The organism is Agrobacterium tumefaciens (assembly GCF_017726655.1).
Lineage (GTDB): Bacteria > Pseudomonadota > Alphaproteobacteria > Rhizobiales > Rhizobiaceae > Agrobacterium > Agrobacterium tumefaciens_B.
The window spans coordinates 2,114,388-2,137,530 of the sequence record NZ_CP072309.1 but is presented as its reverse complement, the minus strand read 5'-3'; the positions used below and the strand labels follow the sequence as shown (position 1 = coordinate 2,137,530).

Here is a 23,143-nt window from a genome sequence, read left to right as displayed (position 1 = left end):
GTCACGCCTCCAAGCGCCATTTGAGTTTCACGCCGCCGGTCTCGTTGAGATCAAGAGCGGGAATTGCCGAGAGAAGACGCCGTGTGTAGGCCTCTTTCGGGGTGTCAAAGATCGTGTTGCGATCCCCCTCCTCGATGATCCTGCCGTCCTGCATGACGATGACGCGATCAGCCACCTGTTCGACCACGCCGAGGTCGTGGCTGATGAACAGGCAGGAGAAACCATATCGTTTCTGCAAATCGGAAAAGAGCGAGAGCACCTGAGCGCGGACAGTCACGTCCAGCGCCGAGACGGGCTCGTCTGCAATGAGGAAGCGCGGTCGGCGCGCAATCGCTCTGGCAATGGCCACTCTCTGCCTCTGTCCGCCCGAAAGTTCATGCGGATAGCGAAGAGCGAAATCGGCGCCAAGCCCCACCTCCTCCAATGTTTCATAAGCGCGCTTCATTTTGGCGACACGGTCTATGCCTGGAACAAGACGCAACGCTTCTTCGACAAGAGCAAGGATCGTCATGCGGGGATCGAGCGAGGAATACGGATCCTGGAAAACCATCTGACAATTGAGACGGTAGTCCTGCCAGTCCTGGTCACGCGTTCGGCCCTGAAACCGAACCTCCCCCTCGGTTTCCTTGACCAGTCCGGCAATCGTGCGTCCCAAAGTGGTCTTGCCGGACCCTGAACCACCAACTAGCGCCACCACTTCGCCTTGATAGATGTCGACTGAGACGCCGTGCAATGCGCGCTTCGGATCGCCCTTCTTGAGAAACGATTTGCGCCCCGGATAATCCACGATGATGTTGCGCGCCGAAATCATCGGTGCTGATGTCGTATCGATAGGTCTGACTTCACCGCGCACAGGCAAGGATGACAGAAGCTTGCGCGTATAAGGGTGCTGCGGACGTTCCAGTATCTGCTCGGTCGTACCGGCTTCAACGATCGAGCCCTTTTCCATTACCACAATGCAGTCGGTGTAACGTGCCACCATCGGCAGATCATGACTAATGAGAAGGACTGCCGTGCCTTCCGCCTTCGTCAGTTCCACCATCAGTTCCATGACGTCGCGCTGGATAACGGCGTCCAGCGCGGTCGTCGGCTCATCGGCAATAAGCAGTGCGGGCTTCAAAAGCATGACGGAGGCCAGCATGATGCGCTGGCGCATGCCGCCGGAAAATTCGTGCGGATAAGAGGTCAGCGCCCTCTCAGGATCCCGAATGCCGACCCGTTGCAGCATGGCCAGAATTTTTTCGCGTCTCGTTGGGGCCGTGTCTTTGGTATGAAGAGCCAGCCCTTCCTCCAGCTGCCGACCGATGGTCATGGATGGATTGAGCGAGGTCATCGGTTCCTGGAAAACCAGGCCGATTTCTGCACCTCGCAGCGCCCGGAGGTCCTTTTCGCTGACAGCTGAAATGTCACGCCCTTTGAAAATGGCCGTGCCAGACGTCTTGCGGATAACCGGCGGCAAAAGCGAGACTATGGATCTCGTCGCAAGCGACTTGCCTGAGCCGCTTTCGCCGACGATACCAAAGATTTCGCCCGGTGCGACATCGAAGCTGACATCTTTCACCACGCCGACACCGCGATTGATGATTTCGAGCGAAAGATTGCGCACGGTGAGAAGCTTACTTTCAGTCATTTCAAACCTCTCATGCGTGGGTCGAGTTTGTCGCGCAGGGCATCGCCGAGGAGGTTGATGCCAAGGAGCGTGAGGGCGATGCAGAGGCCGGGAAATAGTCCGAGCCAAACAGCCTGTTCTATGAACGGGCGACCTGCGGCCAGCATATTGCCCCAGGTCGGTGCAGGCGGCGGCACGCCAAGACCGAGGAAGCTCAAAGCACTTTCGGAAAGAATGGCCCAACCAAACATCGAGGTGGCCAGCACTGTAATCGGCGCCAGGCAATTGGGGAGGATGTGCCTGAACATCGTGAATACTTCGCCATTGCCCATGACCCTGGAAGCTTCAACGAATTCACGCTCCCGCAATGAAAGCACGGCGCCTCGAACGACACGCGCCATAGAAGGCGTGTAGGCAATACCAAGAGCGAAGATGATACCGTATTGATTTGCGCCGAAAACCGCGAGAAGGCCAAGCGCCAGCAGGATGCCTGGGAAAGCAAGCAGCGCATTGTTTACCGCCATGATCAAGCCATCGATCCAGCCGCGCGCATATCCGCTGATTAGACCAATAAGGGTGCCTGTGATGACCGCAAACCCGACGGTGAGGCATCCAATCCAGACGCTGGCTCTTGCGCCGACCATCAAGCGACTGAGGACATCACGCCCGAATTCGTCGGTTCCCAGAAGATGAAGTTCGCCAGGCGCAGCCAATCTTGCGGTGAAACTGAGTTTCATTGGATCGAAAGGCGTCCAGAACAGGCTCAACGCAGCGACGATAAGAAGAAGAGCGATGAGAACGCCGCCAATCAGGCCGTTGAGGGAAACGTGTTTCATTCGGCCACCACGCGCGGATCAAAGAGTGGGTAAAGGAGATCAACAATCAGATTGACGATCACATAGGACATGGCGACGAAGAGAAGGCAGCCCTGAATGACGGGGTAATCGCGCTGAAAGATGCTATCGACCATCAGTCGACCAAGGCCCGGAATGGTGAAGACAGTCTCGATGACGGCGATGCCGCCCAGCAAATTTCCAAGGATCAGGCCGATCATCGTCCATGTCGGACCGAAGGCATTCTTGAACGCATGCTTCCAGAGAACCGCCTGCTCTGACAGTCCCTTGGCGCGCGCATGGGTAATATAATCCAGCCGCAAAACTTCCAGCGTGGAGGCGCGCGCCATACGGATAAGGACACCGGCCTCATGAATGACGAGCGTCATGATGGGCAGAACCAGATACAGCAGGCCGGAAATAAAATTGTCCGAGAGAGACACATATCCGAGCACTGGCAGCCATCCGAGCTTCAATCCGAAGAACAGAAGCAAAAGCAGTCCGAGCCAGAAGGTCGGGATCGAAAGCAATACTGTCGCCGTACCGATCAATACCAAGTCCGTTGCGCTGTTCTGGCGCCAGGCAGCGATGACGCCGGCGGGCACGGCGATCAGGCTTGCCAGAAGAACGGCGACCACGACGATTTCAGCCGAAACCATGAAGCGCGAAACAACAAGCGGGAGCACCGGCTCCTTGTTGACGATGGACTGGCCGAAGTCTCCGCTCAGCACATTGCCCGCCCAGACAAGAAACTGCTGAGGCAGCGACATGTCGAGTCCGAGTTCCGTACGCATTTCAGCAATCTGATCCGGTGTCGCCATGTCTCCCAGCATCAAGGCTGCCGGATCACCCGGGATAAATCGAATAAGGGCGAAGACTGTGATTGCGACGATCACCAATGTCGGGATCGCCATCAGCAATCGATGGAATATGAATCTTAGCATCGGTTCCCCTGAACACGATTGTTGGGACCGGATCTACAAAGTCACCGGCTGTTATGAATGAAACTATGACGGATCAAAAAAATGAGCGCAATATTATGCATTTTCCTCATAGGTCGATGCATAATCTGTGGACGCCACGATCCATCGAAGCAACAAACGGTGCCCTGTCTGGTTAGCTGAAATGGTGGCTTTGTGAGACTTCGATCTGCCGCTTCAGCGCGTCCATCAACGCTTTCGCTGCCAATGAGGCCGACGTTCCGGAAGGTGTTGCGAGCGCAAATTCCTGTGTCGTGACCGGGACAAACGGGCGTTGCACGATGGGCAGGTGACGATAAAGATTGGCAAAAAAGCTGCTCAATATCGCAACCCCCAGTCCATGGGCGACATAGGAGCAGGCCGAGCTGTTCGTGTGAGTCTCGATTTTTACGTTCTGCTTAACGGCTTCGCGCGTAAAGGTCTGATCGAGCAGCATGCGCGTTGGCCTTTGGCGACCAATGAGGATGAGCGGCACGCCGCGAAGATCGCGCGCACTGATTTCCTTCATCGACGCTAGTTCGTGCGCTTCCGGGAGAACACAAACACTTGTTCCCGTCGCCACGATTTCCATGTCGATACCGGGTAGTGCGGGATGTTCATTGCGCAGAAAGCCAAAGTCGATAACCTTCTGCTCAACGAGGCGCGCAATATTGGATGTCGTCTCGAAGAACGTTTCGATCCGCACGGATGGATAGTCACGCACGAACTCCTTCATCATCGCGGGTGCGAAATTTTCCCACATACTGCTGGGGAGCCCTATCCGCACCAGCTCCGGCCCCTTCGCCCCGCTTCGGAGATCTTCCGCCAGACCAGAGAACCTGTTCAGTCCGAGCAGTATGGTTTCGGCATCACGAGCTAGAATGCTTGCCTCCGGGGTGGGAATAAGCCTTCCCTTGTCCCGGTCAAAAAGCCTCAGTTCCAGATCCGTTTCGAGCTGCTGGAGAAGACGGCTGACACCGGATTGGCTGAGCCCCATGCTTTTGGCGGTCGCGATGGTCGAACCTGTCGCAAGGAGAGTTTTAAGAACCTCTAGCTGCCTGAAATTGATCATTCGTTAGTCCTTCTTCCTTGCGGAAATACAACCGCTTACGCCCATTCCCTGATGTATCTCAAGAACGTCACAGCCATTTTCGGAAGCGGGGTAAGTTCAGAGCTGACAATGGCGTAATCGACAGGAATGGCCGGTTCAAGCGGCAAGAACGCCACTGGCAACGACTGATATTCGAGTGCCAGCAACTCGCTGACAATTGCAATTCCGAGCCCTTGCGCCGCCAGGGCGCAGCCGCAACCGACGGAATGCGCCTCTATCGATGGACGACGGCGTAGTCCGGCCCGATAGAAGGCCGCCTCCAGTTCGTGACGGACTGCCCGTTCCCGATTAAGAAGGATCAGATCTTCCGTCTTCAACTGTTCAACCTTGATCTTTGAATATCCGGCAAGTGGATGGGTGTTGTGTAGCACGCAGATATTGCGCGTTCCCATTACATGCTCTTCACGAAGCCCTGGGGTGGGCGATGGCAAGCGCGTAAAACCAAGATCGACGGCACCGTCAGCCACCATCCGCTCGATCGCAAGATAATTGCCGGACGCGATTTCGATTCTTGCCGGTCCGACTTCTGCCAGAAAGCGTTTGATCAGACGCGGCACTACGGTTGTGGACAGACTGGCTGGGAAGGCCAATCGCAGCGGTATCTCTGTCGAGCGCCCTTCTTCAAGTTCCCGCGCCGTTATCTTCAAGTCGGTTAGCTTGTCCGCAATAGCCCTGATTTGCGGCCCTAGTTTCAGCCCCTCCCGCGTCATGGAAAGCCTGTTCTTATCCCTGTCGAACAGCCGCACGCCGAGATGGACTTCCAACTGATTCAACAGGCGACTGGTATTTGATTGGGATATGCCAAGGTCGACCGCAGCAGCGATGGTCGAACCTGTTGCAGCGATCGCGTCAAATGCCTGGATATGTTTGGTACTGATATGGACGTCGCCCGATTTTTTCATTCTCGTTCTCCCGGATGACGTCACCCGTCATTTGCATAAGATTGCGCGGATAAGCGTGCCCGTTCATCACTGCTGCTCCCTTTGAAACTTGCAAGGAAGCGCTCGAATGACAACCGTTCTCGAAAAAATCGCCCGTCAGCTCGTGTCACGAACGTCGTTTTCGCCCATTGCCACAGCGCGCGCTACAGATGCGGTGGTAGATACGATTGGCTGCATGATTGCAGGCGTGAACGATGCGGCCCCGCAGTCTGTCGCAGCAGCTTTCCGTGACGAGATCGGCACAGAAGGAATTTCACAGATTTTAACAGGAGGCCGCGCGTCACGCTCACTTGCTGCTCTTGTCAACGGCACAGCAGCTCACTGCCTCGATTTCGATGACAATTTCCACCCCGCACGCGCACACGCATCGGCCGTCCTTGTCCCCGCCCTTCTGTCCGTCGCGACAACCAGTGACGATATATCAGGCGAGAGGCTCATCCACGCATATCTCGCTGGGCTCGAAGGACAGGCGGCAATTGGCTTTGGCGTCATCCCATCGCACTATAATCGAGGATGGCACGGCACGTCGACAATCGGTTGTTTAGGGGCCGCGGCAGGCGTCGCCGTGCTATTGGGGCTTACCGAAGCCCAGATCGCACACTCCATGAGCCTTGCTGCGAGCATGGCTTCTGGCCCAAAGGGGCAATTCGGGACCGGCGCGAAGCCGTTTCATGCTGGTATGGCCGCCCGAAATGCCGTGGAAGCAGCGCTGCTAGCCCGATCCGGTTTGAGCGGCAGATTGGACATCCTCGAACGAGCGAACGGCTTCCTGGATCTTTTCGGGGGTGACGAGGCGACAGGATGGGGCGAGCTTTCCTTCGACGACAAACACATCATCGAAACGCGCGGCCTGGTCACCAAACTCCACCCGTGCTGCGCATCCACTCACAGAGCAATCGATGCGAGTTTGGACCTGCAGAAGGAATACGGATTTTCAATCGAGGACATCGAACGTATGGAGACGAAAGTTGGGCGGTCCGCTTTCGATAACCTTGCCTTCCCGGACCCATCTGATGAAATGCAAGCCAGATTTTCAATGCAATATTGCCTTACCGTGGCCCTATCGCAAGGCAGCTTATCACTTCGTGACTTTACACCATCCGCAGCCATGCGCCCCGAACTCCGTGTGCATATGGCAAAGATCAGCATAGCGTCATATAGCATCGAAGAAGAACGCGGCTTTGAGCGTCTACCGCACAAAGTCAGTATCTCGTTAAAAGATGGAACCCAATTTTCGGTTGAACGCCTTCATGCCAATGGGGCTATAGAGGCGCCCCTGACTGAAGGGCAAAAAAAGGCGAAATTCAGGGATTGCATCCAGTGGGCAGGACGGAAGGATTCCGATCAACTGTACGGGAATTTGAAAAGCATTTGCTCAGTCGATAGCGTCAAGTCAGTGAGTGAACTCATCACCCGACTGCTCGCGAAGTGCTAGCTTGGTGAAAAAGCTTTAAGACTACAGTGCAACCCCAAGCAAAGCAGAACGCACCAGGCCGTATACTGTAACACCAGGAAGGCGAGAGAAAAACTCGTTGCGACCGGCGCTCTCAGCCCAGATCGACCATTGACTGATCACAGTCAGTTGCCCGTCCTTCCATACAATGGTCGCGTTGATAACCCCAATATCCTCTCCGTTCCGCTTTTTGACGGAGAAACGGAATTCGCGGTTGGCGAACATATGCTCCGAAATGACCGGATTCTCGTTACTACCAATCAGCACCGGCGCTTCGGCGTCCTGCGTTTGCTTAACAAAGTAATCTCGAATAATCGCGACACCTGTCGTTTCGAGATCCGGCTTTTCCTTCATCTCCTGCACGCTGAGCCAAACCAGACCGACATCCTCCCCGCCGCTGCGACGAATCATGTGTAACTCAGCTGGCAGGGATCCTCGAAAATCGTTGATCGGTATTTGCCAATCCGTTGGGATTTGCAGTCCGATTTTGCGCTCACCGATACGAAGGGAAACAAGCCGCATCTCATCACCGAAGTTTGCCTGTCTGCCATCGGAGAACTGGAAACTCTTGAGGAACCCGATTGAATAAGTGTCAAGATCCTGTAGCGCTTTCTTGGCTGCTTCTGGCGTTGGTTTCCCCGCCACGTTAACGATGAAATGGATAGCTAGGGCATTTTTTCCCTTTGCAAAGCAGTGACTGAGGATCGCGCTTTTTGGCTTGCCGTTGTCGCTTTGCGTTGCAAAAACCTTTGCCTCAGTCAGATCCGGGGAGGCAAACATGGAAACAGGTGTGTAGCCTGAAATTTCAGCTTCATACTTACATATCGGCAATGCTGCGGGTGGACTACGGAGATCGTAAGCCACAACTGTTGTCTCGACCTTCTGGCCATCGGGTCCCGGCGTAACCTTTCCGACGATTTTCACCCTGCCGATAGAGCCGAGTTCCGCCTGCTCCATTGGGACCGTTTCAACCGTGGAATCGTTTGGGACTTCTGCTTCGAAATTTACACTCGGCATGTTGAAATCGAAGACATGCTTTTTCCAATCACCTGCTGCATTCGCTTCGCTGGCGGTTGTGAAAAGTGCGAGAAGCGCAGCGAATGCGCACACGATTGGCAAAGAAAGCATCAGCATTCCTAGAGATCGGAAAGATTGGAGCCCACATCATTGCTGGATATTCACACAGACTGGCGTGGCGCCCGGCGGAACGTCTTCTCATGGAGGGTAAACCGATCGTCACCAACGATCAACTCGTACTGTCTATCAACGGCTGCGTGCATATAGTCCACTTCATCGCAGGGCGAGAAACCGTCGGAAGAGAGACCACAGATGCGCTTGCCATTATGAGCAGAGATAAAGTTAAGATAGCCTAGGCCATACGGGTCGATGCCGGATTGACTTTCAGCAGACGCCACGCAGCAACCTATGTCCAGTTCCATCAATAAGCAGATAGTCGTGCACACCCCGCGCACTCGAGCGATCTACCTTGCCGGGTTTCCTCACAGACTTTCCCCGATAAAGCAGCGTTTCCCACATACGAGCGAGAGCATGACCAAGCGCAGCTAGAACTGCCGGACTCTATGTCTGCCCGCATTGGATCTTGCCTCCGTAGCACGGCGGATGTCGTTGCGATTGCGCCTCTTTGGGCTATACCGATCATGGCGGTGCACCTGCCGGTTATCGAGTAACTATCACCACCATAAGCGTGACCTGCTTGCAACCGATCTAGCCTTCATGGTCCGATCAACGCCATCCTTCGGTGCAAAGGCATATCCTGACGCGCGGCAGCAGGCTATCCATGTGCGCGGCGCGCCCTAAACAACATAACCAAAAGCAGCAGCCGTGATTTTTAAAAGATCAGAGCTGGATCTTTCCAAAGACGAAATCCACCCTCAAAAGCCAGAGCGTTATCTCCCCGTCTGCAATTGGGCGGCAGAGTATCGAGCTTTTCCACGTTGCCGCCACCGATGACGACCTCATCCGGTTCAAGAGCCGCGCTCAGTCGTTCAACGACGTCGTGTACGCGCTTTTGCCATTTCGCGTTGCCCTTCTTTTCCCTATAGGCCTCGCTGACATAGTGCTCATACGTTTTGCCTTTGCGGTAAGGAAGATGGGCGATCTCCATCGGCTGGGCAACATTCTCGACAATCATCGCAGCGCCCAAACCCGTGCCGAGCCCCAGAAACAACATGCGTCCGCCCTTGTAAGAGCCAATCGCCTGCATGAGCGCGTCGTTGACGACGCGAACAGGACAACCAAAAGCGCCCTCATAATCATAGCCCACCCAGCCTTCGCCCAGATTGACCGGTTCTCGAAGCGGTTTGTTATGAACGACCGGGCCGGGATATCCCATGGCAATGACGTCGTAGGTCATATCCTTTGCCATGGCGGTTACCGCGGCGACCATTTCAGGTCCCGTCATTGTCTTTCCGCTTTCAACCTTGCGTTCTTCGCCACCGGTGCTCAGGCGAATCTTCACGTGGCTGCCGCCGATATCGATTGCAAGAACAGTTTGATCCCGTGCCATGACCTGGCCTCCGTCGACTGTGTTGTGGGTGCTATTCGGGATCAACCCACCCGCCTGGCGGCCCAAACCCTGCCATTTCCGCCGGTCCCCAGCTTCCCGCATCGTATGCAGGCGGCACTGCGGGATCATCGAGGATTGGCTCCACGATCTTCCAGGCCAGTTCCGCCGCGTCCTGACGGGTGAAGAGCTGGCGTTCGCCCGCCATCGCATCACCGATCAGTCGCTCATAAGGCGCCATGTCACCGATACCGTCATCGACTGCGCCGAGTTCTACGGCCTCACCGCGCATGCCATCGCCCGCAGCCTTGCGGCGCGCGCCAATTCCAATTGCAATATCCGGCCCCAGCCGGAATCGCACATAATTGGCGGGGGTTGTCTCGACATCGCCAAAGAGCGCAATTGGCGGACGCTTGAAGCGGACCACGACTTCGGTTGCATGCGCCGGCAGGTTCTTGCCGGCGCGGATAAAGAATGGCACGCCATTCCAGCGCCAGGTGGCGACGCGAAAGCGCACGGCGGCGAACGTATCCCGGCTCGAAGCCGGAGCTACACCCGGCTCGTCCAGATAACCCTTGAACTGCCCGCGCACTACATCATCGCGTGTAAGCGGCGGCATGGCTTTCAGTATCTGCACTTTTTCATCGACGAGATCATCCGAGGCGCTTGTAGCCGGCGGCTCCATCGCTAGCAAAAGCAGGACATTGATCAGATGGTTCTGTATCACGTCGCGAATACACCCGACCTCGTCATAAAATTTGCCACGCCCCTTGATGCCGAAATCCTCGGCCATGGTGATCTGCACGCTCTCAACGTAATTGCGATTCCAGACCGGTTCCAGAAAGGCATTGGCAAACCGGAAATAAAGAAGGTTCTGAATAGCCTCCTTGCCCAGAAAATGATCGATGCGGAAAATTGCATCCTCGTCGAACACCTTGTGTAACGCCTCGTTCAGCGCCTCAGCTGTGCCGAGGTCGCGGCCAAATGGCTTTTCCACCATCAACCTTGCCGAGGCCGCTATCCCGGCTCGATCGAGGCCAGTCACGACGGTTTCAAACAGCGATGGCGGAATGGCGAGGTAATAAAGTGGGCGATGGTGATCCTTCAGAGCCGACCGCAGCTTTTCGAACGTTGCGTCATTGCGGTAATCGCCGGAGACATAGGTCAGCTGCGCGGCGAATTTTTCGAAGACGGCTTCGTCGATCTTGTCCACATGGTTGGCGACCGCATCCCGCGCCCGCGCTATCAACTGTTCACGCGGCCAATCATCGAAAGCGACACCGATGACGGGCGTTTGCAGCGCGCCGCGTTTCACCATGGCGTAGAGAGAGGGAAAGATCATCTTATAGGCAAGATCACCCGTGGCGCCGAACACCACCAGCACGTCTGAACGCTGTCTGTCCGTGGCTGATATCTTCATTTGGCTTTCTCCAGATGGCCACCAAAGGCATTGCGCATGGCCGACAGCACCTTGCCGGCAAACTCGGCCTCGCCGCGTGAGGAAAAACGCTCGAAAAGCGCCGATGCCAAAATGGGGGCCGGCACGCCGGTTTCGACGGCCGCCTGAAGGGTCCAGCGGCCTTCCCCGGAATCGGACACTCGGCCGCCGTAATGGTCAAGGTGAGGGTCCTGCTTCAGCGCCTCCGCCGTCAGGTCGAGCAGCCAGGAACTGATAACAGACCCGTGTCGCCAGACCTCGGTCACAGCGGGAAGATCAAAGTTGAACTGGTAATATTGCGGATGGGCGAGAGGGGCGGTTTCGGCATCCGCCTCGCGATGTTGCGTGCCCGCATTGGCGGCTTTCAGGATGTTGAGCCCTTCGGCATAGGCGGCCATGACACCGTATTCGATGCCATTGTGCACCATCTTGACGAAATGCCCTGCCCCTGATGGACCGCAATGCAGATATCCCATCGGTGCTGTTCCGGTGACCGGGTCGGCAGCGATGCCCAGGCCTGCGCCGGGCGCAAGGGAAGCGAAGATCGGGTCGAGACGCTGGACCGCGGCGACCGGTCCGCCGATCATCAGGGAGTAACCGCGCTCCAGCCCCCAGACGCCACCGGATGTGCCGGTATCGATGAAATCAATGCCGCGGGACGCAAACTCGGCCGCAAGATCAATCGCATCGCGATAGTTGGAATTTCCGCCATCGATGATGGCATCGCCCGCCTGGAGTTTGCCCGCAAAGTCCCGCGCGATTTTTGGCGTGATGGCCGCGGGCAGCATCAGCCACACGGCGCGTGGCGGAGAGAGCCTGGCAACCAGATCGTCCGGCGAGGTCGCGCCCGTTGCGCCTTCCTTAACCAACGCCGCGACATTGTCGGGATTGACGTCGAAAACCACGCAATCATGCCCGTGCTTCAAAAGGCGGCGCACCATGTTTGCGCCCATCCGCCCAAGCCCAACCATTCCAATCTGCATGCTGACACTCCTTTTGTGCAATTCGCTATTGCTGGTTCATTCGCCGAGACGAACGGTAAAATTCTCGTTTTCCCACACTCCAGCATCTCGCCAGTAGAAGGTGAAAACAATCGTGCCGCCGGCCGCCATATCCTGCACGGGCAAATCCGCAAAATGCGTGCCGAGACCGGAGGGCATCGTGCTTGTGTCTGTTGTCGTTGCCCAGCCGTCGGTGCTCCAGTGCACGATGGCATCATCCGCCAGTTCCAGCCGCAGAACCTTGCCGGTGGGCATTGCTGATATCTTGTTGTTGAAGCACCAGATTCGAAGATGCGATGGCGTCTTGTTGCGGATGTAACGATCTACACCCTGCGGCGGCATGTCGAAAACGGAGCCATCGGCGAGCGAACGCAGAAGCTTGATATGTTCTGCATGAGCCCAGACCAGCGGCATCGCGCTGCCCGATGGGTGGCCATAGAACAGCTCCCTATCGGGAAGATCGGGTTGATCCCAGACCTGCTCGGGGAAAAGGCCGCTCTGCCCAGCCGATTTTTCCATTGTGGTCAGCAGAGCTTCCGCCGCCCCGCGTCTGCCCGCAGCAAGTTCGTAATGGGCGCGCTCGCCGGTCAGAAGCGGCCATGGCCTGCCCTGACCGGTGCCGTCAAATGCTGCCCCATCAGCATGCTCACCATATCCGTCGCCTGTGTACCTGTACCAGACCAACCCCTGCGGCAGGTCGGCGCGCAGGCAATGATCGATCGCCTTCACCGTTGCGACAATGTGGGGATCGTCTGGTGCGCGCAGGCCAAAGCGGACCAGCGCAAGTGCATCAGGGCTGATCACATCGCTCGTTGGCAGGAAAGCGCGATCCGGTGTCTGGTTGAGGATGGGCGTGGTGCCCGAGGGCTGGACGGCATCGGTGGTACCGGGAGAGGCGATGCGAACATAATGGCCGGAAATATCAAGCTCCGAGCAGAGGGTTGGGTCGCCAGCAAATGTCCACCTTTCGATCTGCTCGTTCCAGCAATCGGCGGTCTGCCGCAGATGCGTTGCTTGCGCCGCATCGCCCTCCATATCCAGCAGATCAGCGGCGGCAAGCAGCGCAGCGATCTCCACTGCAAGCGTGAACGGGCTGTAGCCTGCGTCCTCCTCCCACCTGTCCTCGCCGGTCGTCGGACCGTTTGCCAGAATATAGGCCGAGGCGCTGCGGATCATCGGCATGTAATCCGCCCTTGCTGCGTGGTCGAGGTGGCCGTGCCGATGCAGCATATCCGCCAGCAGGATTGGAAAGGCGCATTCGTCCATCTGAACGCCCGGCCAATAGGGCTTGCCATCCAGCCAGAGATTTTGCGGCCAACGCCCCGAGGGCTGCTGCACCTGGCGCAGATAATCAAGGATGGCCAAAGCCTCCTCGTGATCGCCGGCCGCCAGAAACCCGCCCGCGGCTTCCACCAGATCTCGCGGCCATATCAGATGATATCCGCCAAGATCGTCATCGCCCTTGGAGGCTCCCCATGGGATCGACAGGCTCGCCACGACGGCTCCGGGCCGGTCTGCAGCACGATGTGCGGCAAGCACGGCGGTCGACACGCGATAGGAATTGACGCCGTGATGGGTATCGCGGTCGAGGCCCTCAAGGCTGTCCTGCCAGCTGCGCCAGTTGGCAACATAGGCGTCGTGCGCATGCCTGAAGCCGGATTTCAGACTTGCGACAGCACAGGCCGCCGCTTCATATTCGGTCTGGCCGAAACCGAGCGCTAATGTCGCCGTATCGTGAGCTTCGCTAAAATCGATTTCCGCCGCCAGCGAAACATTGCCATCATCTGCCCGCTGATATTCCTCGATAAGGCGTCCGACGCGGCGCAATTGCTGCCAGCCATCGGAAACGCCCACAAAACCAGCGCTTGCGGCGCGCCAGGGAAGATCGCAAATAAGCGCCAGATATCGAGAGCGACCAGTCGCGAACAGAATCTGACGCCCTTCATACTCCCCTATCCAGGCGGAGTTGAGATTGCCGGCGTTGACAAGATGCGGCGCCAGAAGGAGGCTTACACGGTAATCCCCCATCTTTCCCTTCAAGGGCGAGAAGGAGACTTGCTGAAGAACACAGGCCCGCGCCGGATCGGTGATGACCTGTTTTTCAATCCGGTAGGATCCATCTGTCGCCGTGTTGGTGATTTGGAACGCGGGAATTCCACTCTCGAAAGGGCGGGTAACGGAGGTGCAGTCCCGTTTCTCTTCCGAAAAATATCCGTCGTCTCTAGTGACCACAAGACCGAGATCGCGGGTGCAGGCGCTATCGATACGTGGATAATAAACCTCGTTGAGGATGCCGTGGCTGAGCGTAAACCAGACTGGAGAGGTTTTCGACAGTGCGGTTCCCACACCATTCTTGGCGCTCGACGTCCAGCGTGCGTCAATGCCCGGTGCGCCGGGTGCGAAATCAAGTGCGGCACGCATCGTTACATGCCTCTGGCAGGGAGATGATGAAGGCGAAAGTTAATGGTACTATCGTATTGAAAACTCATGACGGAGATCTCGACCTTGGAGAAAGGGTCTTTCCGGGATAAAACGCGAGACGGGCTGCGGTTCCCGTCCCTCATCTCAAATCCGATACGGCCTCATCATTAAGCTAGGTATTCGCGAAGTGGCGCACAACTAAAGATTTGGTAATCGAGCGTGTGGCGGATTCCTTTGTGTCGGTGGGTCGCAATATGGCCTGGATGCATATGCCCCGCCGGTGGCGTCGCCTTAACCGGTTGGTGGTTTCCAATGTAAGCCGGGTCAACGACAACGTCACAGCCGCCATGTTCGCGCACACGAACATCACATTCCCTTGACATCTGTTCTCGGAGATTTTTGAGAGCTGTCACGATTTCGGCCGTCTGGCGCTTGGTCCAATGACGTTCCATCAGAGTCTTCACCTGTATAAACTCAGAGGTTGTGTCGCTGTACTTTTCATTGCACGGTTCGGCAGAATTATAATTGATGTTGACCGGGGAGCGGATGGTACACCGAGAGAAATGCCGTTCTTTTGCATGTGTGCTTGTCGCAACTTCGGTCGCCGTTGCGGTGTTCGCCGGAACCGTTTTGCACAGGATAACGATAGTACCGTTCAAAATGCCGTCCCGGGGACGAAAAAATTCGATTTCTCAGCACCCGCCCTCAATCTTGAGGGGACGCTTCCCCTGAATGCTACGGCCGAAACCGTACCAATGAGCCCAACGGAGCCTGGCACAATCGGTAATGTGAAAGTCGTTGGAAAAATCACTTCAGATTCGTCCGGTCCGAAAATCGAGACGACCTTTGTCGGCTACAATCTGCAGGCACCATCGGCAGCGTTCCGGATCTGCACTTACCAGGCAGACACTGCTGGATACACGACGCGCGTCTCAAAAGTTGCATCGGACCTGACAGAGGCTATGCTTCTGGGCACCAAGGATCAGAGCGGCGAACCACATAGCGCCCTTATCAGCTATTGCTTCTCTCGCGAGAAGCAGGCGCTAGGCATAAATTTCATTGCAGATGTCAGCAACGCGGCGGATGCTGACGCGGCTTATGATCTGGTGGTTCGGGCCGACAAGTACGCCGTTGCGTTCATTGACAGCCTGTCATGGGAAAATGGAGAAGAATCAAGCTTTGGGGAAGAGCTGCAATCGGTTCCTGTTCGGATAGGCAACGAGCGGATCACACTCCGCATCCCGGACCAGTGGGAAATACCGATCAACGATTTTCATGGCGCTCTGCCGGCCGAGTTGCACATGATCAGGCGCAAGGGCGGAAAAGATGTTGGCCTGATGTGGCTGTTTGTTCAGGACATGAAGGAAAAACCCGACCTGGAAATGGCCGGAGCCACGATCGTGAGGGATTACTTTGTCAGGCAGACACCTGATGCCCGGCCACCCGCACTGATATCGAGTGAGGAAGACAGTCTACTTGCAAAACAGGGAATCCCCGCACGCGACAAGCCATGGTAACAACGCACCACTAAGATCCGGCGCAAATAAAAAACCTAAGCGCATAAAACGAAGCAACAACATTAAATTAGGATATTTTCTTAAAGTAAAAAAGCCTGTTTCTTTCTGGTATCTTTGGCCGCAAAAAATGGCGCAAGATAGACACCTAACTGGCTTGGAACCACGATTGGCAATGACACCACAGATCGGAGCGGACTTGGGCGGAATGAAGCTGACTGAACTTTTCCCACTACCCTATGCCCATTGGTATGCGGCCACTCTTTTTGCCGAGGCCGGATATGCTGCGTCACAGATATTCGAGCGTCTCAAGATAGATCCCGCGCGCTGGCGACGGTTCAGAGAGCGCTACAGCCAACTTCATTACGCCAATACAAATTGGGTTGCAGCCGCGTTCAGGCGGGAGGGACTTCCCGAACCCGAACAGGATCGGACGCTTTTCCAGCGTCTGACGGGGAATGACGGTATCGGCCTTCCTGTAACGGAACCCTTCAGCATGCGCAGGGAGCTTGAGGCTTTGCGGCGAGCAGTCGAAGCTAATCCTCGTATCGGCCCTTTCGCCGATGTTGACTGGGTCGCGCATTACATCGGAGAAAGACGATTTCCGACCATCCGCTATATCCACAATGGCCATCAGGTCTATGTGGACGGCGCACCAATCTGCGACCGCAAGGGCGTCCCGTTGTCCGGGGTCGACCCCTTCACCTTTCGACAGCTTGGTGACCGCTGGTTTTGCGACGATAGACATGTCTACGGCCAGGGCGAGACGCCAACGAAGCTTTTCTGGTTCACAGCGCGTGGCGCCGATCCGGACAGCTTCACCGTTCTAAACCAACGTTATGGTGTCGACAAGGCCGCCGGTTATTACATTACCAACTTGCGCCTTCCAACCGAGGAGCCGGGTACATTCGGGATCGTCAGCTATTATTACGGCAGCGGCCAGAAACCGGGCATTCGTATCGACGAGAGTCACTACGCAAAAGACAGTCGCAAGGTCTATGCTTATGGGGTCGCTATTGAAGGCGCGGATGCGGGCAGTTTCCATTCCATCGGCGAAGAAGGCAGATATTTCGCTGATAGGAAGCATGTCTATTGGGAGAAGAGCCTCATTCCCGATGCGGACCGAGAGAGTTTTGTCTGCGCATCAGAAGCAGGTCAGTATCGCGCTTATGACAGCGAGCGGCCGTACTATGCAGGGCAACCTCAATCAGTTTCGGCAGAATTTGAGTCCTGGAGTGGCTATTTCGAGAACCATCCCGAGATCGCCGACAGCTGGTGGCACCGGGAGAAGGCACGCCGCGCGGCAAGCGCGTTTGTTGGGAATGAGCCAGTCCCGATCGGCGGTCTCTATTACAGCGATGGAAGCAGGATTTTGGTTAGGCCGCGGCGTCCGCAGGAAGCCGAATGGGTCTCACTTGATCATTTCGATCACGGCAGCTTCCGGCACATCGTTGATGTGTTCGCACAGGATCGGCACGGACTGCGCTACTTCTTGCCCGGCCTCGAAAGTTACGGAATGGAGCCCGTTAAGAAAGCCGATCCGGCGAGCTTCGAAAAGCTCGACGGCCCATGGTTCAAAGACAAGCAGCAGGCCTATTACATCGACAGTACAGCACCTTTGCCAGAGCTTGCTGTCGTCAAAGTCGACATGGCGAGCTTCGAGGTTTTGGGCGGCGCCTATGCTCGTGACGCAAAAGGGCTGATCGTGGAAGGTGTGCGCAAGCGCGGCATCGACAATCCCGCAGCGCTGGAATCGCTCGGCTATTCCTTTGCACGAATGGGCGATACCCTGCTTTATCGCGGGAAGCCCATCAGTCGGCCCGGCAAGGTCAATCCCGCCACAGCGCGTGGTGTGAACGATCAGCTTCTGATTGACGCGAACGGCGAGATGCTGGTCGGAGGCAGTTATCGCAAAAAGATACCGGGAATCGATCCAGCCAGTCTGCATTTCCTCAACCGTGTATTCGCAGTGGACGCACGCCATGTTTACGCGATAACCGATACAGGACTGCTGCTCATTGAGGATATTGAACCGGGCGAAGTCGAGCCGGCCGGACTCTACTCGGTCCGGGTGGGCGGCACACACCTCCACGTTTCCGGTGGCATCGTAAGGCGGTTACGACCCGAAGATACAAGTGGATGAGTGATGCCTGATGTCAAAGATCCCGGCGAGGCTGGGTGCGTCAGTAGTGACGAGCGGCGTGCGGAGGTGGCAGGGCGGAGAAACCTGCGCCGTTGAAGTCATGCAGGCGCGAGGAAAAATCAATAGGCATGACATCACCGGATCGGAAGTCGCTTTTTGCCAGCCGATAGAGGCACCCGCCGCGTGCAAACACCAGATCGCCGCCATCCCAGTCTGCCCAGTCCGTTTCCGGAAGGTCGACAAGCAATGTTCCGTCCCGGTCAAACACGCGGTAGTCCAGTCCGTACCAGGCCTTTTGACTACGACCAATCGAATGAAGAACCATCTGAAGGCTCCGGCCATTTACACCCGTTTTTTGCAGGACACGCGACTTGTTGAAGCTGTAGAAGGTCGAGGCCTTCACGCCATTGGTTTGCCCCTCACCGGCCTCGATCACACGCCAACCGTCACGCGCAAGTATGTGGCCGCTGATGGGATCGTCCTCTCCACGTCCCGACAATTTACCGCACGGGCCCACTTTCATGCCTCGCTTCAAGCGAAAACCAGGAGCGAGCGAGACGCGGTTATCGTCAAACGAATGGTTGAGAAGCAGTTTGTTCTCGTCCTCGAAAACACCGCCTCCTCCCCAGGCATCTCCTTTTGGCCAGAGCGTCAGTGCGGTAAAGAATGGCGGTTTCGATATGGCCGTCCAGCTCCCGTAGGGCGGGCGATTTGTGGCTGCGAAGTAGACCAGAAGTTCCCCGGACGGAGAGAGATCGCAGCGTCTTTCGTAGACCCGCCCCTTCAACCATTGACCATGTTCAAAAGTGTCGGTGCGCAAGTCCCAGCGAATGAGCTGCACCAGCCGGCTCGGGCCGCGCCGAAATAAGACACCTGTTCTCGCCGACCGTGCAAGGATCGCATACAGCCTCGGTGCGAGTGCCTTCCGGGAAGAATCTACAGTCTGCTTGCCTTTCTCTACAACCACCTGAGCCACTTCCTTCCGCCGCTATCTGATGTTGTCATATACGACGTCACGTGACAGTTTATCCCTGTGTCCGCACCGAGCTCGCGGAATTCCTTCCCTCACCTCTCCGAAATACCGCGCCACATCAGATGTCAAAGCCAAGATCGACCATCTCTTTTTGGCAGGCTCTTTTTCGAGTGGCACCGTCTGATCTCCGACCAGGAAATCGGCCCTCATAGGCCGAACCATGGGAAGAACAAGTCGCGGGCGATACGAAAGCAGAGCGGAATCTAGGAATATGGATCGCCCAGCGCCGTAACGCCGAACGGCGTCCGCGGCTTGCAGCGCTGTTGTTGCCGTTCTGGATGAGAAGGGGTCAGATTGAACCGGCCCAGTCTTGCTGGATCGTAATTAGTCTCATCGTATGAGCATGGCTCACTTCGTTAGGCTCTTGGAGTTTCGTTCCAACAACTCCGGAGGAACCTCTATCTCGTTCCATGCAGTGCCATCGAACGTGTGAATGCCGTGCTTTGAATCGAAGTAGTAGAGAACGTCGTCAATCGCCTGAACCTTGACCGGAGTTGGAACACTTTTGTTGATCCTTGGGTCGAGGACGGGTTTCAGCGGTGAAAGAACGTGGCCGTCAAACCAATGAAGAGCATAGTCCGATGCAATGACCATCCGATCCTTAAATCTTGTAACGGACCGCAAATCTCCATCGTTACCCTTGAAAGATACGTCCTGAAAACCATCACGTGCGTTGCCGAAAAGAATGACACCATTGTTTCCAACGGCCCACACCCTTTCGCTATCCTCTACAAGAATGTCCGAAAGTGTTGCGGGTTCGGCGTAGAATTTTCCCGAACGCGGTGTAGCAACAACACGCCAATCCATTCCATTCCAGTGATATAGTCTACCCTCCAGGACCCTGCTTTCGCCCTCCGCTGCATGATGGATAGCAAGAGCTTCATCAACTCTCCCAAGATCGAAGAGTTCGGCAGCTCGCTCCTCCTCCTCCTCAGTGAGTTTTCTCGTTGTGCTTGCCGGGCTACAGGTTACGTTCATATAGATGTCATTTTGCGATGACCCCGCCAAATCTCCAAATATAAGATATTCGTACCCTGCCTCAGGCCTCGGCAGCTTTTCCCTATGAAACCATTCCCACGCGGAACCAGTTCGCCGGTACAATTGTGAATGGTATCCTGTTACGAACAGGGTTTCGTTTATAGCGACAATACGGTTGGTATAGCCGAGCCCCTCCGCGTCCTCACTATAAACACCTGATCCTTCGATTTTCTCATGTCGAGGCTCTCCGCCGGCAGAAAGAGAATACACATCTCCTTCATCGCTTTTGACATAAACAACAGGTTTGCCATCCGCCCCTAACCAGCCGGTAGTACTGTCGATAATACGGGGGATATCAAACCGTGTCCAAGGCTGTTCGAAATCGCCCTCAAAGACAAGAATAAACGAATACATGTCATCGTATTCTGCTTCACTAAACGCGGCGCAGAACTTATTCCTGCCCAACGCGCACGCAGAAGTCAGCCGCAGTCGATCATATTTTTTCATACTTTACCTCGGGTAGCTGCCGCCTTGTAGAACCTCGATGACCTTATTGTCTTTTGGTGGCAAGATTGTTGTACGACCTGGTTGTCGGAACTTGCTCCCGACTTGAATGGTAGCAGCATCCCGGGCCATCTTCTTGCACTTCTCTGGCAAGCCGACAATCTGGTTGATAGACTGATGCGTCGCGTCCCGTATTTCCCCCAAGGGAGCTGTACCCGGTGGCTTGTGGGCAAGACCCAACGCGGCAAGCGCAGGGTTTAGTGATTTATGTACTGCTTCATCATCGGTCCGGTGCATCCCGGGAGACAAACAGATTGCCTGCCCTTCGTTATATGTCGGGGAGTTTGGGATGCGCCCGGCAGTGGAGTTTTTTTCTGGTCCGCTTGAAGGTGCTTTACCAATTCGATAAACCATATCAGGAATGATGTGGTGTGCTTCTCCTGGACAAATCATTTCTACATATTTGTAAGGTCCGACAACACATGGCCATTGCCGCCTATCCTTGGTGTCTACACGAACGTTATGTCTAAGGGCCTCACCAAGTCTGCGATGCCCCTCAACCTCGCGGCGAACACGCTCATTTCCCTCGAGAAGATACTCTCGATATTTTGTTATGGCATCAGCGCTATGTTTTACGGCATCATCCAACGGGATGACGCCCTGTCGTACGCCCTCCTCAGCTTCCCTGACGATATCCCATTCCTCGTCATCCCGTGGGAACAAATCCCCACCCATGCGTTCAGAAATCGGCGCGCCCATTTCTTCGGGCCAAAGTACTCCTACGGCTGTACTTACTATTCTTCCGCCAAACTTTCCAAGCCTTCCCAACCACGGTAATACTCGCTGACCGATGGTAGGTTTGATCGTGGGCAAGGTCGGACGACGCCATATGTTGTCATTAGCGGCAGGAGGAGTTGGATTAACTGTAATTGGTCGGGGCGTCTGGAACCCTCCCGGATTGGTTGGCTGAGGCATCGGTTGATGCAACGCCTGCGCATACTGCGCACCTATGATCAACGGCTCGGGCGACGCATCGCTCATAACCCGGCCTTCGTCCGACCCGTCCTGCCATCGAAGCGATCCCCGCACCGGATCATCATCCTCGGGAGGATCATAGGTCTGTGTGCTGCGGACGAAGATCGCCTCACCGTGGGTATTCCTGTTGTTCATATAAAAACGATCGAGGTGGCGAATGACATGCGAGCCTTCGGCACCCACCTGATCGGCGTGCCCGATGGGTTCGCAGATGCTTTCCACCGTGCCGGATTTTACCCCCTTGCGGCTGCCGGGCGCATCGCCGTGCACATGTGTCGTACACGAACCCATCACCATTGCCTTTTTGCCGGTGAACCGAACAGACGGCGTATAGTTTTTATCATGGCCACAAAAATCCACGACTGGATAGGGAATGGGCACCACCGACGAGCCAACCGGTGTCAGGCATACATCGGGTGCCAAAGAGACGACCCGCGCCTCATCGATGTCACGCAGTCCCTCACGCGGCGTCCCCGTGGTCCATGTGCCCGGATATTGAGGCTCTCCAATATAGTTGTCGCGGGGGATGCTCATGCGGTCTCCCTCTCGGTCAAAACCGCTTCGGTTTCGGCCGACTTCAGACGAACGCGCGTCAGGGTAAGTTTTGTTTCCCCGGCATCGGGAAGAGGAAACCTGATGCGCCAGGTCAGAAGCACCCGTCCGTCATTTCGCCAGTCGAATTGCACGCCATCGAGCTTCAGCACATGCCATTCATCCCGATCTTCGCGAGAGCAATGGACACCGATGGAAAGGCCAGGCAACGAGCCTTTCGCGACCGGATGCTCAGAACTCAGGTTAACGAGCTCGTAGTTCTCGTCACCCTTGAGGTGAGGTGTAGCGATAAGATCAGGATGGGCCGCCTGCCAGAAGCGTGGATCAAAATCACGCGGCAAGAGGGGGTGCCTCTCCTTCCGCCAACCGTCGTCATAGGTTCCGGTGTATTGCTGACGGGAACGCCACCAGGGCGATACCAGGCCTAATCCCTGTGGCTCCGGCGCTTCCTTCCAGTCCAATCGTTCGCCGGGCGAGGTGATCTGAGGCGCGCGTACATGAGGTGTGTCTGCGGGCATGTCGATATTGACGATACCGCATCCCAGAGGATTGCGACGGTCGACATCCGCAGGGGTGTCGGTTTCGGTATCACCTGTGCCTGGAATGATGCCGCCAAAAGCATTGGTCCAGCAGACGCCGACCTGACGGGTCGGCTCGGGATCGGTCAGCACCCAATCCCTGATGGTTCGCTTCGGCTCCTTTGCGGAGAAGCCTGCCCATTTTTCCTGAATGACGGGTTTCCAGAATCGTTGACCGCATACTTCGATCTCCTTGGAAACATCACCGACACGAATGGAGGCGTGCCAGGATTTCTGTGGCTCTTTCGACGGTGACCATGCGTCACCCAGGAAGCTGATATCCGTGCCGGGCTTGTCAGGGGTCAGATCGCTCTGTCGCAGGAGGACGGTTTGATGCGGATCGTCCTCGTAAGCGTCTTCCCATTGAAAGCTCTCCTGCTCACGAGCGATCTCCATAATTCCGTCCTGCACATGCGTGAAGGTAGCGCGCACGGAAACAATGCAATCCAGTTCCCCCTCGGCATCGAACTGACGGAAAGCCATGGCGGGAAACGGCAGGCGGTTCTGAAGTTCCAA

The 23,143-nt window shown here is 56.1% G+C and carries 16 protein-coding genes and 1 pseudogene; 3 read left to right on the top strand and 14 right to left on the bottom strand.

The window, feature by feature from the left end; all coding sequences use genetic code 11:
• Position 1 precedes the first annotated feature (1 nt).
• From AT6N2_RS23920 to AT6N2_RS23900, 5 genes and pseudogenes are all read right to left on the bottom strand, one after another.
• Complete coding sequence (locus tag AT6N2_RS23920) at positions 2 to 1,630, bottom strand: ABC transporter ATP-binding protein (RefSeq protein ID WP_209091814.1); 1,629 nt, start codon at positions 1,628 to 1,630, stop codon at positions 2 to 4.
• The gene (locus AT6N2_RS23915; RefSeq protein ID WP_209091813.1) at positions 1,627 to 2,445 is read right to left on the bottom strand and encodes an ABC transporter permease; all 819 of its coding nucleotides are present in this window, start codon (positions 2,443 to 2,445) and stop codon (positions 1,627 to 1,629) included. The genes AT6N2_RS23920 and AT6N2_RS23915 overlap by 4 nt, the downstream gene beginning before the upstream one ends.
• Positions 2,442 to 3,386 carry an ABC transporter permease gene (locus AT6N2_RS23910; RefSeq protein ID WP_209091812.1) on the bottom strand — a complete coding sequence of 315 codons (945 nt, stop codon included), beginning with the start codon at positions 3,384 to 3,386 and terminating at the stop codon, positions 2,442 to 2,444. Before AT6N2_RS23910 ends, AT6N2_RS23915 begins: the two co-directional genes overlap by 4 nt.
• Before the next feature lie 172 nt (positions 3,387 to 3,558).
• Entirely contained in the window at positions 3,559 to 4,470 is a 912-nt protein-coding gene (locus tag AT6N2_RS23905; protein ID WP_209091986.1) for a LysR family transcriptional regulator, read from the bottom strand.
• A 38-nt stretch (positions 4,471 to 4,508) separates the two neighbouring features.
• Positions 4,509 to 5,445, bottom strand: a pseudogene (locus tag AT6N2_RS23900) (LysR family transcriptional regulator).
• Between the two features lie 75 nt (positions 5,446 to 5,520).
• On the opposite strand from AT6N2_RS23900, the gene AT6N2_RS23895 reads away from it, so the two are divergent.
• The gene (locus AT6N2_RS23895; RefSeq protein ID WP_209091809.1) at positions 5,521 to 6,888 is read left to right on the top strand and encodes an MmgE/PrpD family protein; all 1,368 of its coding nucleotides are present in this window, start codon (positions 5,521 to 5,523) and stop codon (positions 6,886 to 6,888) included.
• Between the two features lie 21 nt (positions 6,889 to 6,909).
• Here AT6N2_RS23895 and AT6N2_RS23890 read toward each other — a convergent pair whose 3' ends face one another.
• The 5 genes from AT6N2_RS23890 to AT6N2_RS23870 all read right to left on the bottom strand — a co-directional run bounded on the left by AT6N2_RS23890 (position 6,910) and on the right by AT6N2_RS23870 (position 14,290).
• Positions 6,910 to 8,034 (bottom strand): hypothetical protein, encoded by a 1,125-nt coding sequence (locus tag AT6N2_RS23890; protein WP_209091807.1) that lies wholly within the window; start codon positions 8,032 to 8,034, stop codon positions 6,910 to 6,912.
• 721 nt (positions 8,035 to 8,755) lie between these two features.
• Positions 8,756 to 9,433 carry an ROK family protein gene (locus tag AT6N2_RS23885; RefSeq protein WP_209091984.1) on the bottom strand — a complete coding sequence of 226 codons (678 nt, stop codon included), beginning with the start codon at positions 9,431 to 9,433 and terminating at the stop codon, positions 8,756 to 8,758.
• Between the two features lie 31 nt (positions 9,434 to 9,464).
• Positions 9,465 to 10,850 carry a glucose-6-phosphate dehydrogenase gene (gene zwf, locus AT6N2_RS23880; protein ID WP_209091805.1) on the bottom strand — a complete coding sequence of 462 codons (1,386 nt, stop codon included), beginning with the start codon at positions 10,848 to 10,850 and terminating at the stop codon, positions 9,465 to 9,467.
• Complete coding sequence (gnd, locus tag AT6N2_RS23875; RefSeq protein ID WP_209091803.1) at positions 10,847 to 11,851, bottom strand: phosphogluconate dehydrogenase (NAD(+)-dependent, decarboxylating); 1,005 nt, start codon at positions 11,849 to 11,851, stop codon at positions 10,847 to 10,849. The genes zwf and gnd overlap by 4 nt, the downstream gene beginning before the upstream one ends.
• 36 nt (positions 11,852 to 11,887) lie before the next feature.
• Complete coding sequence (locus tag AT6N2_RS23870) at positions 11,888 to 14,290, bottom strand: glucan 1,4-alpha-glucosidase (RefSeq protein WP_209091800.1); 2,403 nt, start codon at positions 14,288 to 14,290, stop codon at positions 11,888 to 11,890.
• A gap of 755 nt (positions 14,291 to 15,045) precedes the next feature.
• On the opposite strand from AT6N2_RS23870, the gene AT6N2_RS23865 reads away from it, so the two are divergent.
• Positions 15,046 to 15,807 (top strand): hypothetical protein, encoded by a 762-nt coding sequence (locus AT6N2_RS23865; RefSeq protein WP_233282586.1) that lies wholly within the window; start codon positions 15,046 to 15,048, stop codon positions 15,805 to 15,807.
• Positions 15,767 to 17,947: a DKNYY domain-containing protein gene (locus AT6N2_RS23860; protein WP_233282585.1), complete on the top strand. Its 2,181-nt coding sequence runs from the start codon at positions 15,767 to 15,769 to the stop codon at positions 17,945 to 17,947. The genes AT6N2_RS23865 and AT6N2_RS23860 overlap by 41 nt, the downstream gene beginning before the upstream one ends.
• Positions 17,948 to 17,987: 40 nt before the next feature.
• Here AT6N2_RS23860 and AT6N2_RS23855 read toward each other — a convergent pair whose 3' ends face one another.
• The 4 genes from AT6N2_RS23855 to AT6N2_RS23840 form a co-directional block, all read right to left on the bottom strand.
• Positions 17,988 to 18,914, bottom strand: a complete 927-nt coding sequence (locus AT6N2_RS23855; protein WP_209091798.1) for a hypothetical protein — start codon at positions 18,912 to 18,914, stop codon at positions 17,988 to 17,990.
• A 414-nt stretch (positions 18,915 to 19,328) separates the two neighbouring features.
• Positions 19,329 to 20,372, bottom strand: a complete 1,044-nt coding sequence (locus AT6N2_RS23850; RefSeq protein ID WP_209091797.1) for a hypothetical protein — start codon at positions 20,370 to 20,372, stop codon at positions 19,329 to 19,331.
• A gap of 96 nt (positions 20,373 to 20,468) precedes the next feature.
• Positions 20,469 to 22,031: a DUF4150 domain-containing protein gene (locus tag AT6N2_RS23845; RefSeq protein WP_209091796.1), complete on the bottom strand. Its 1,563-nt coding sequence runs from the start codon at positions 22,029 to 22,031 to the stop codon at positions 20,469 to 20,471.
• A complete protein-coding gene (locus tag AT6N2_RS23840) occupies positions 22,028 to 23,143 on the bottom strand; it encodes a DUF2169 family type VI secretion system accessory protein (protein WP_209091795.1) in 1,116 nt (371 codons plus the stop codon). The genes AT6N2_RS23845 and AT6N2_RS23840 overlap by 4 nt, the downstream gene beginning before the upstream one ends.

Coding starts and splice junctions, on each gene's coding strand:
- AT6N2_RS23920 (WP_209091814.1), bottom strand. CDS start 1,630: ATGACTGAAAGTAAGCTTCTCACCGTGCGCAATCTTTCGCTCGAAATC.
- AT6N2_RS23915 (WP_209091813.1), bottom strand. CDS start 2,445: ATGAAACACGTTTCCCTCAACGGCCTGATTGGCGGCGTTCTCATCGCT.
- AT6N2_RS23910 (WP_209091812.1), bottom strand. CDS start 3,386: ATGCTAAGATTCATATTCCATCGATTGCTGATGGCGATCCCGACATTG.
- AT6N2_RS23895 (WP_209091809.1), top strand. CDS start 5,521: ATGACAACCGTTCTCGAAAAAATCGCCCGTCAGCTCGTGTCACGAACG.
- AT6N2_RS23890 (WP_209091807.1), bottom strand. CDS start 8,034: ATGCTTTCTTTGCCAATCGTGTGCGCATTCGCTGCGCTTCTCGCACTT.
- AT6N2_RS23885 (WP_209091984.1), bottom strand. CDS start 9,433: ATGGCACGGGATCAAACTGTTCTTGCAATCGATATCGGCGGCAGCCAC.
- zwf (WP_209091805.1), bottom strand. CDS start 10,850: ATGAAGATATCAGCCACGGACAGACAGCGTTCAGACGTGCTGGTGGTG.
- gnd (WP_209091803.1), bottom strand. CDS start 11,851: ATGCAGATTGGAATGGTTGGGCTTGGGCGGATGGGCGCAAACATGGTG.
- AT6N2_RS23870 (WP_209091800.1), bottom strand. CDS start 14,290: ATGCGTGCCGCACTTGATTTCGCACCCGGCGCACCGGGCATTGACGCA.
- AT6N2_RS23865 (WP_233282586.1), top strand. CDS start 15,046: ATGAGCCCAACGGAGCCTGGCACAATCGGTAATGTGAAAGTCGTTGGA.
- AT6N2_RS23850 (WP_209091797.1), bottom strand. CDS start 20,372: ATGTATTCGTTTATTCTTGTCTTTGAGGGCGATTTCGAACAGCCTTGG.
- AT6N2_RS23845 (WP_209091796.1), bottom strand. CDS start 22,031: ATGAGCATCCCCCGCGACAACTATATTGGAGAGCCTCAATATCCGGGC.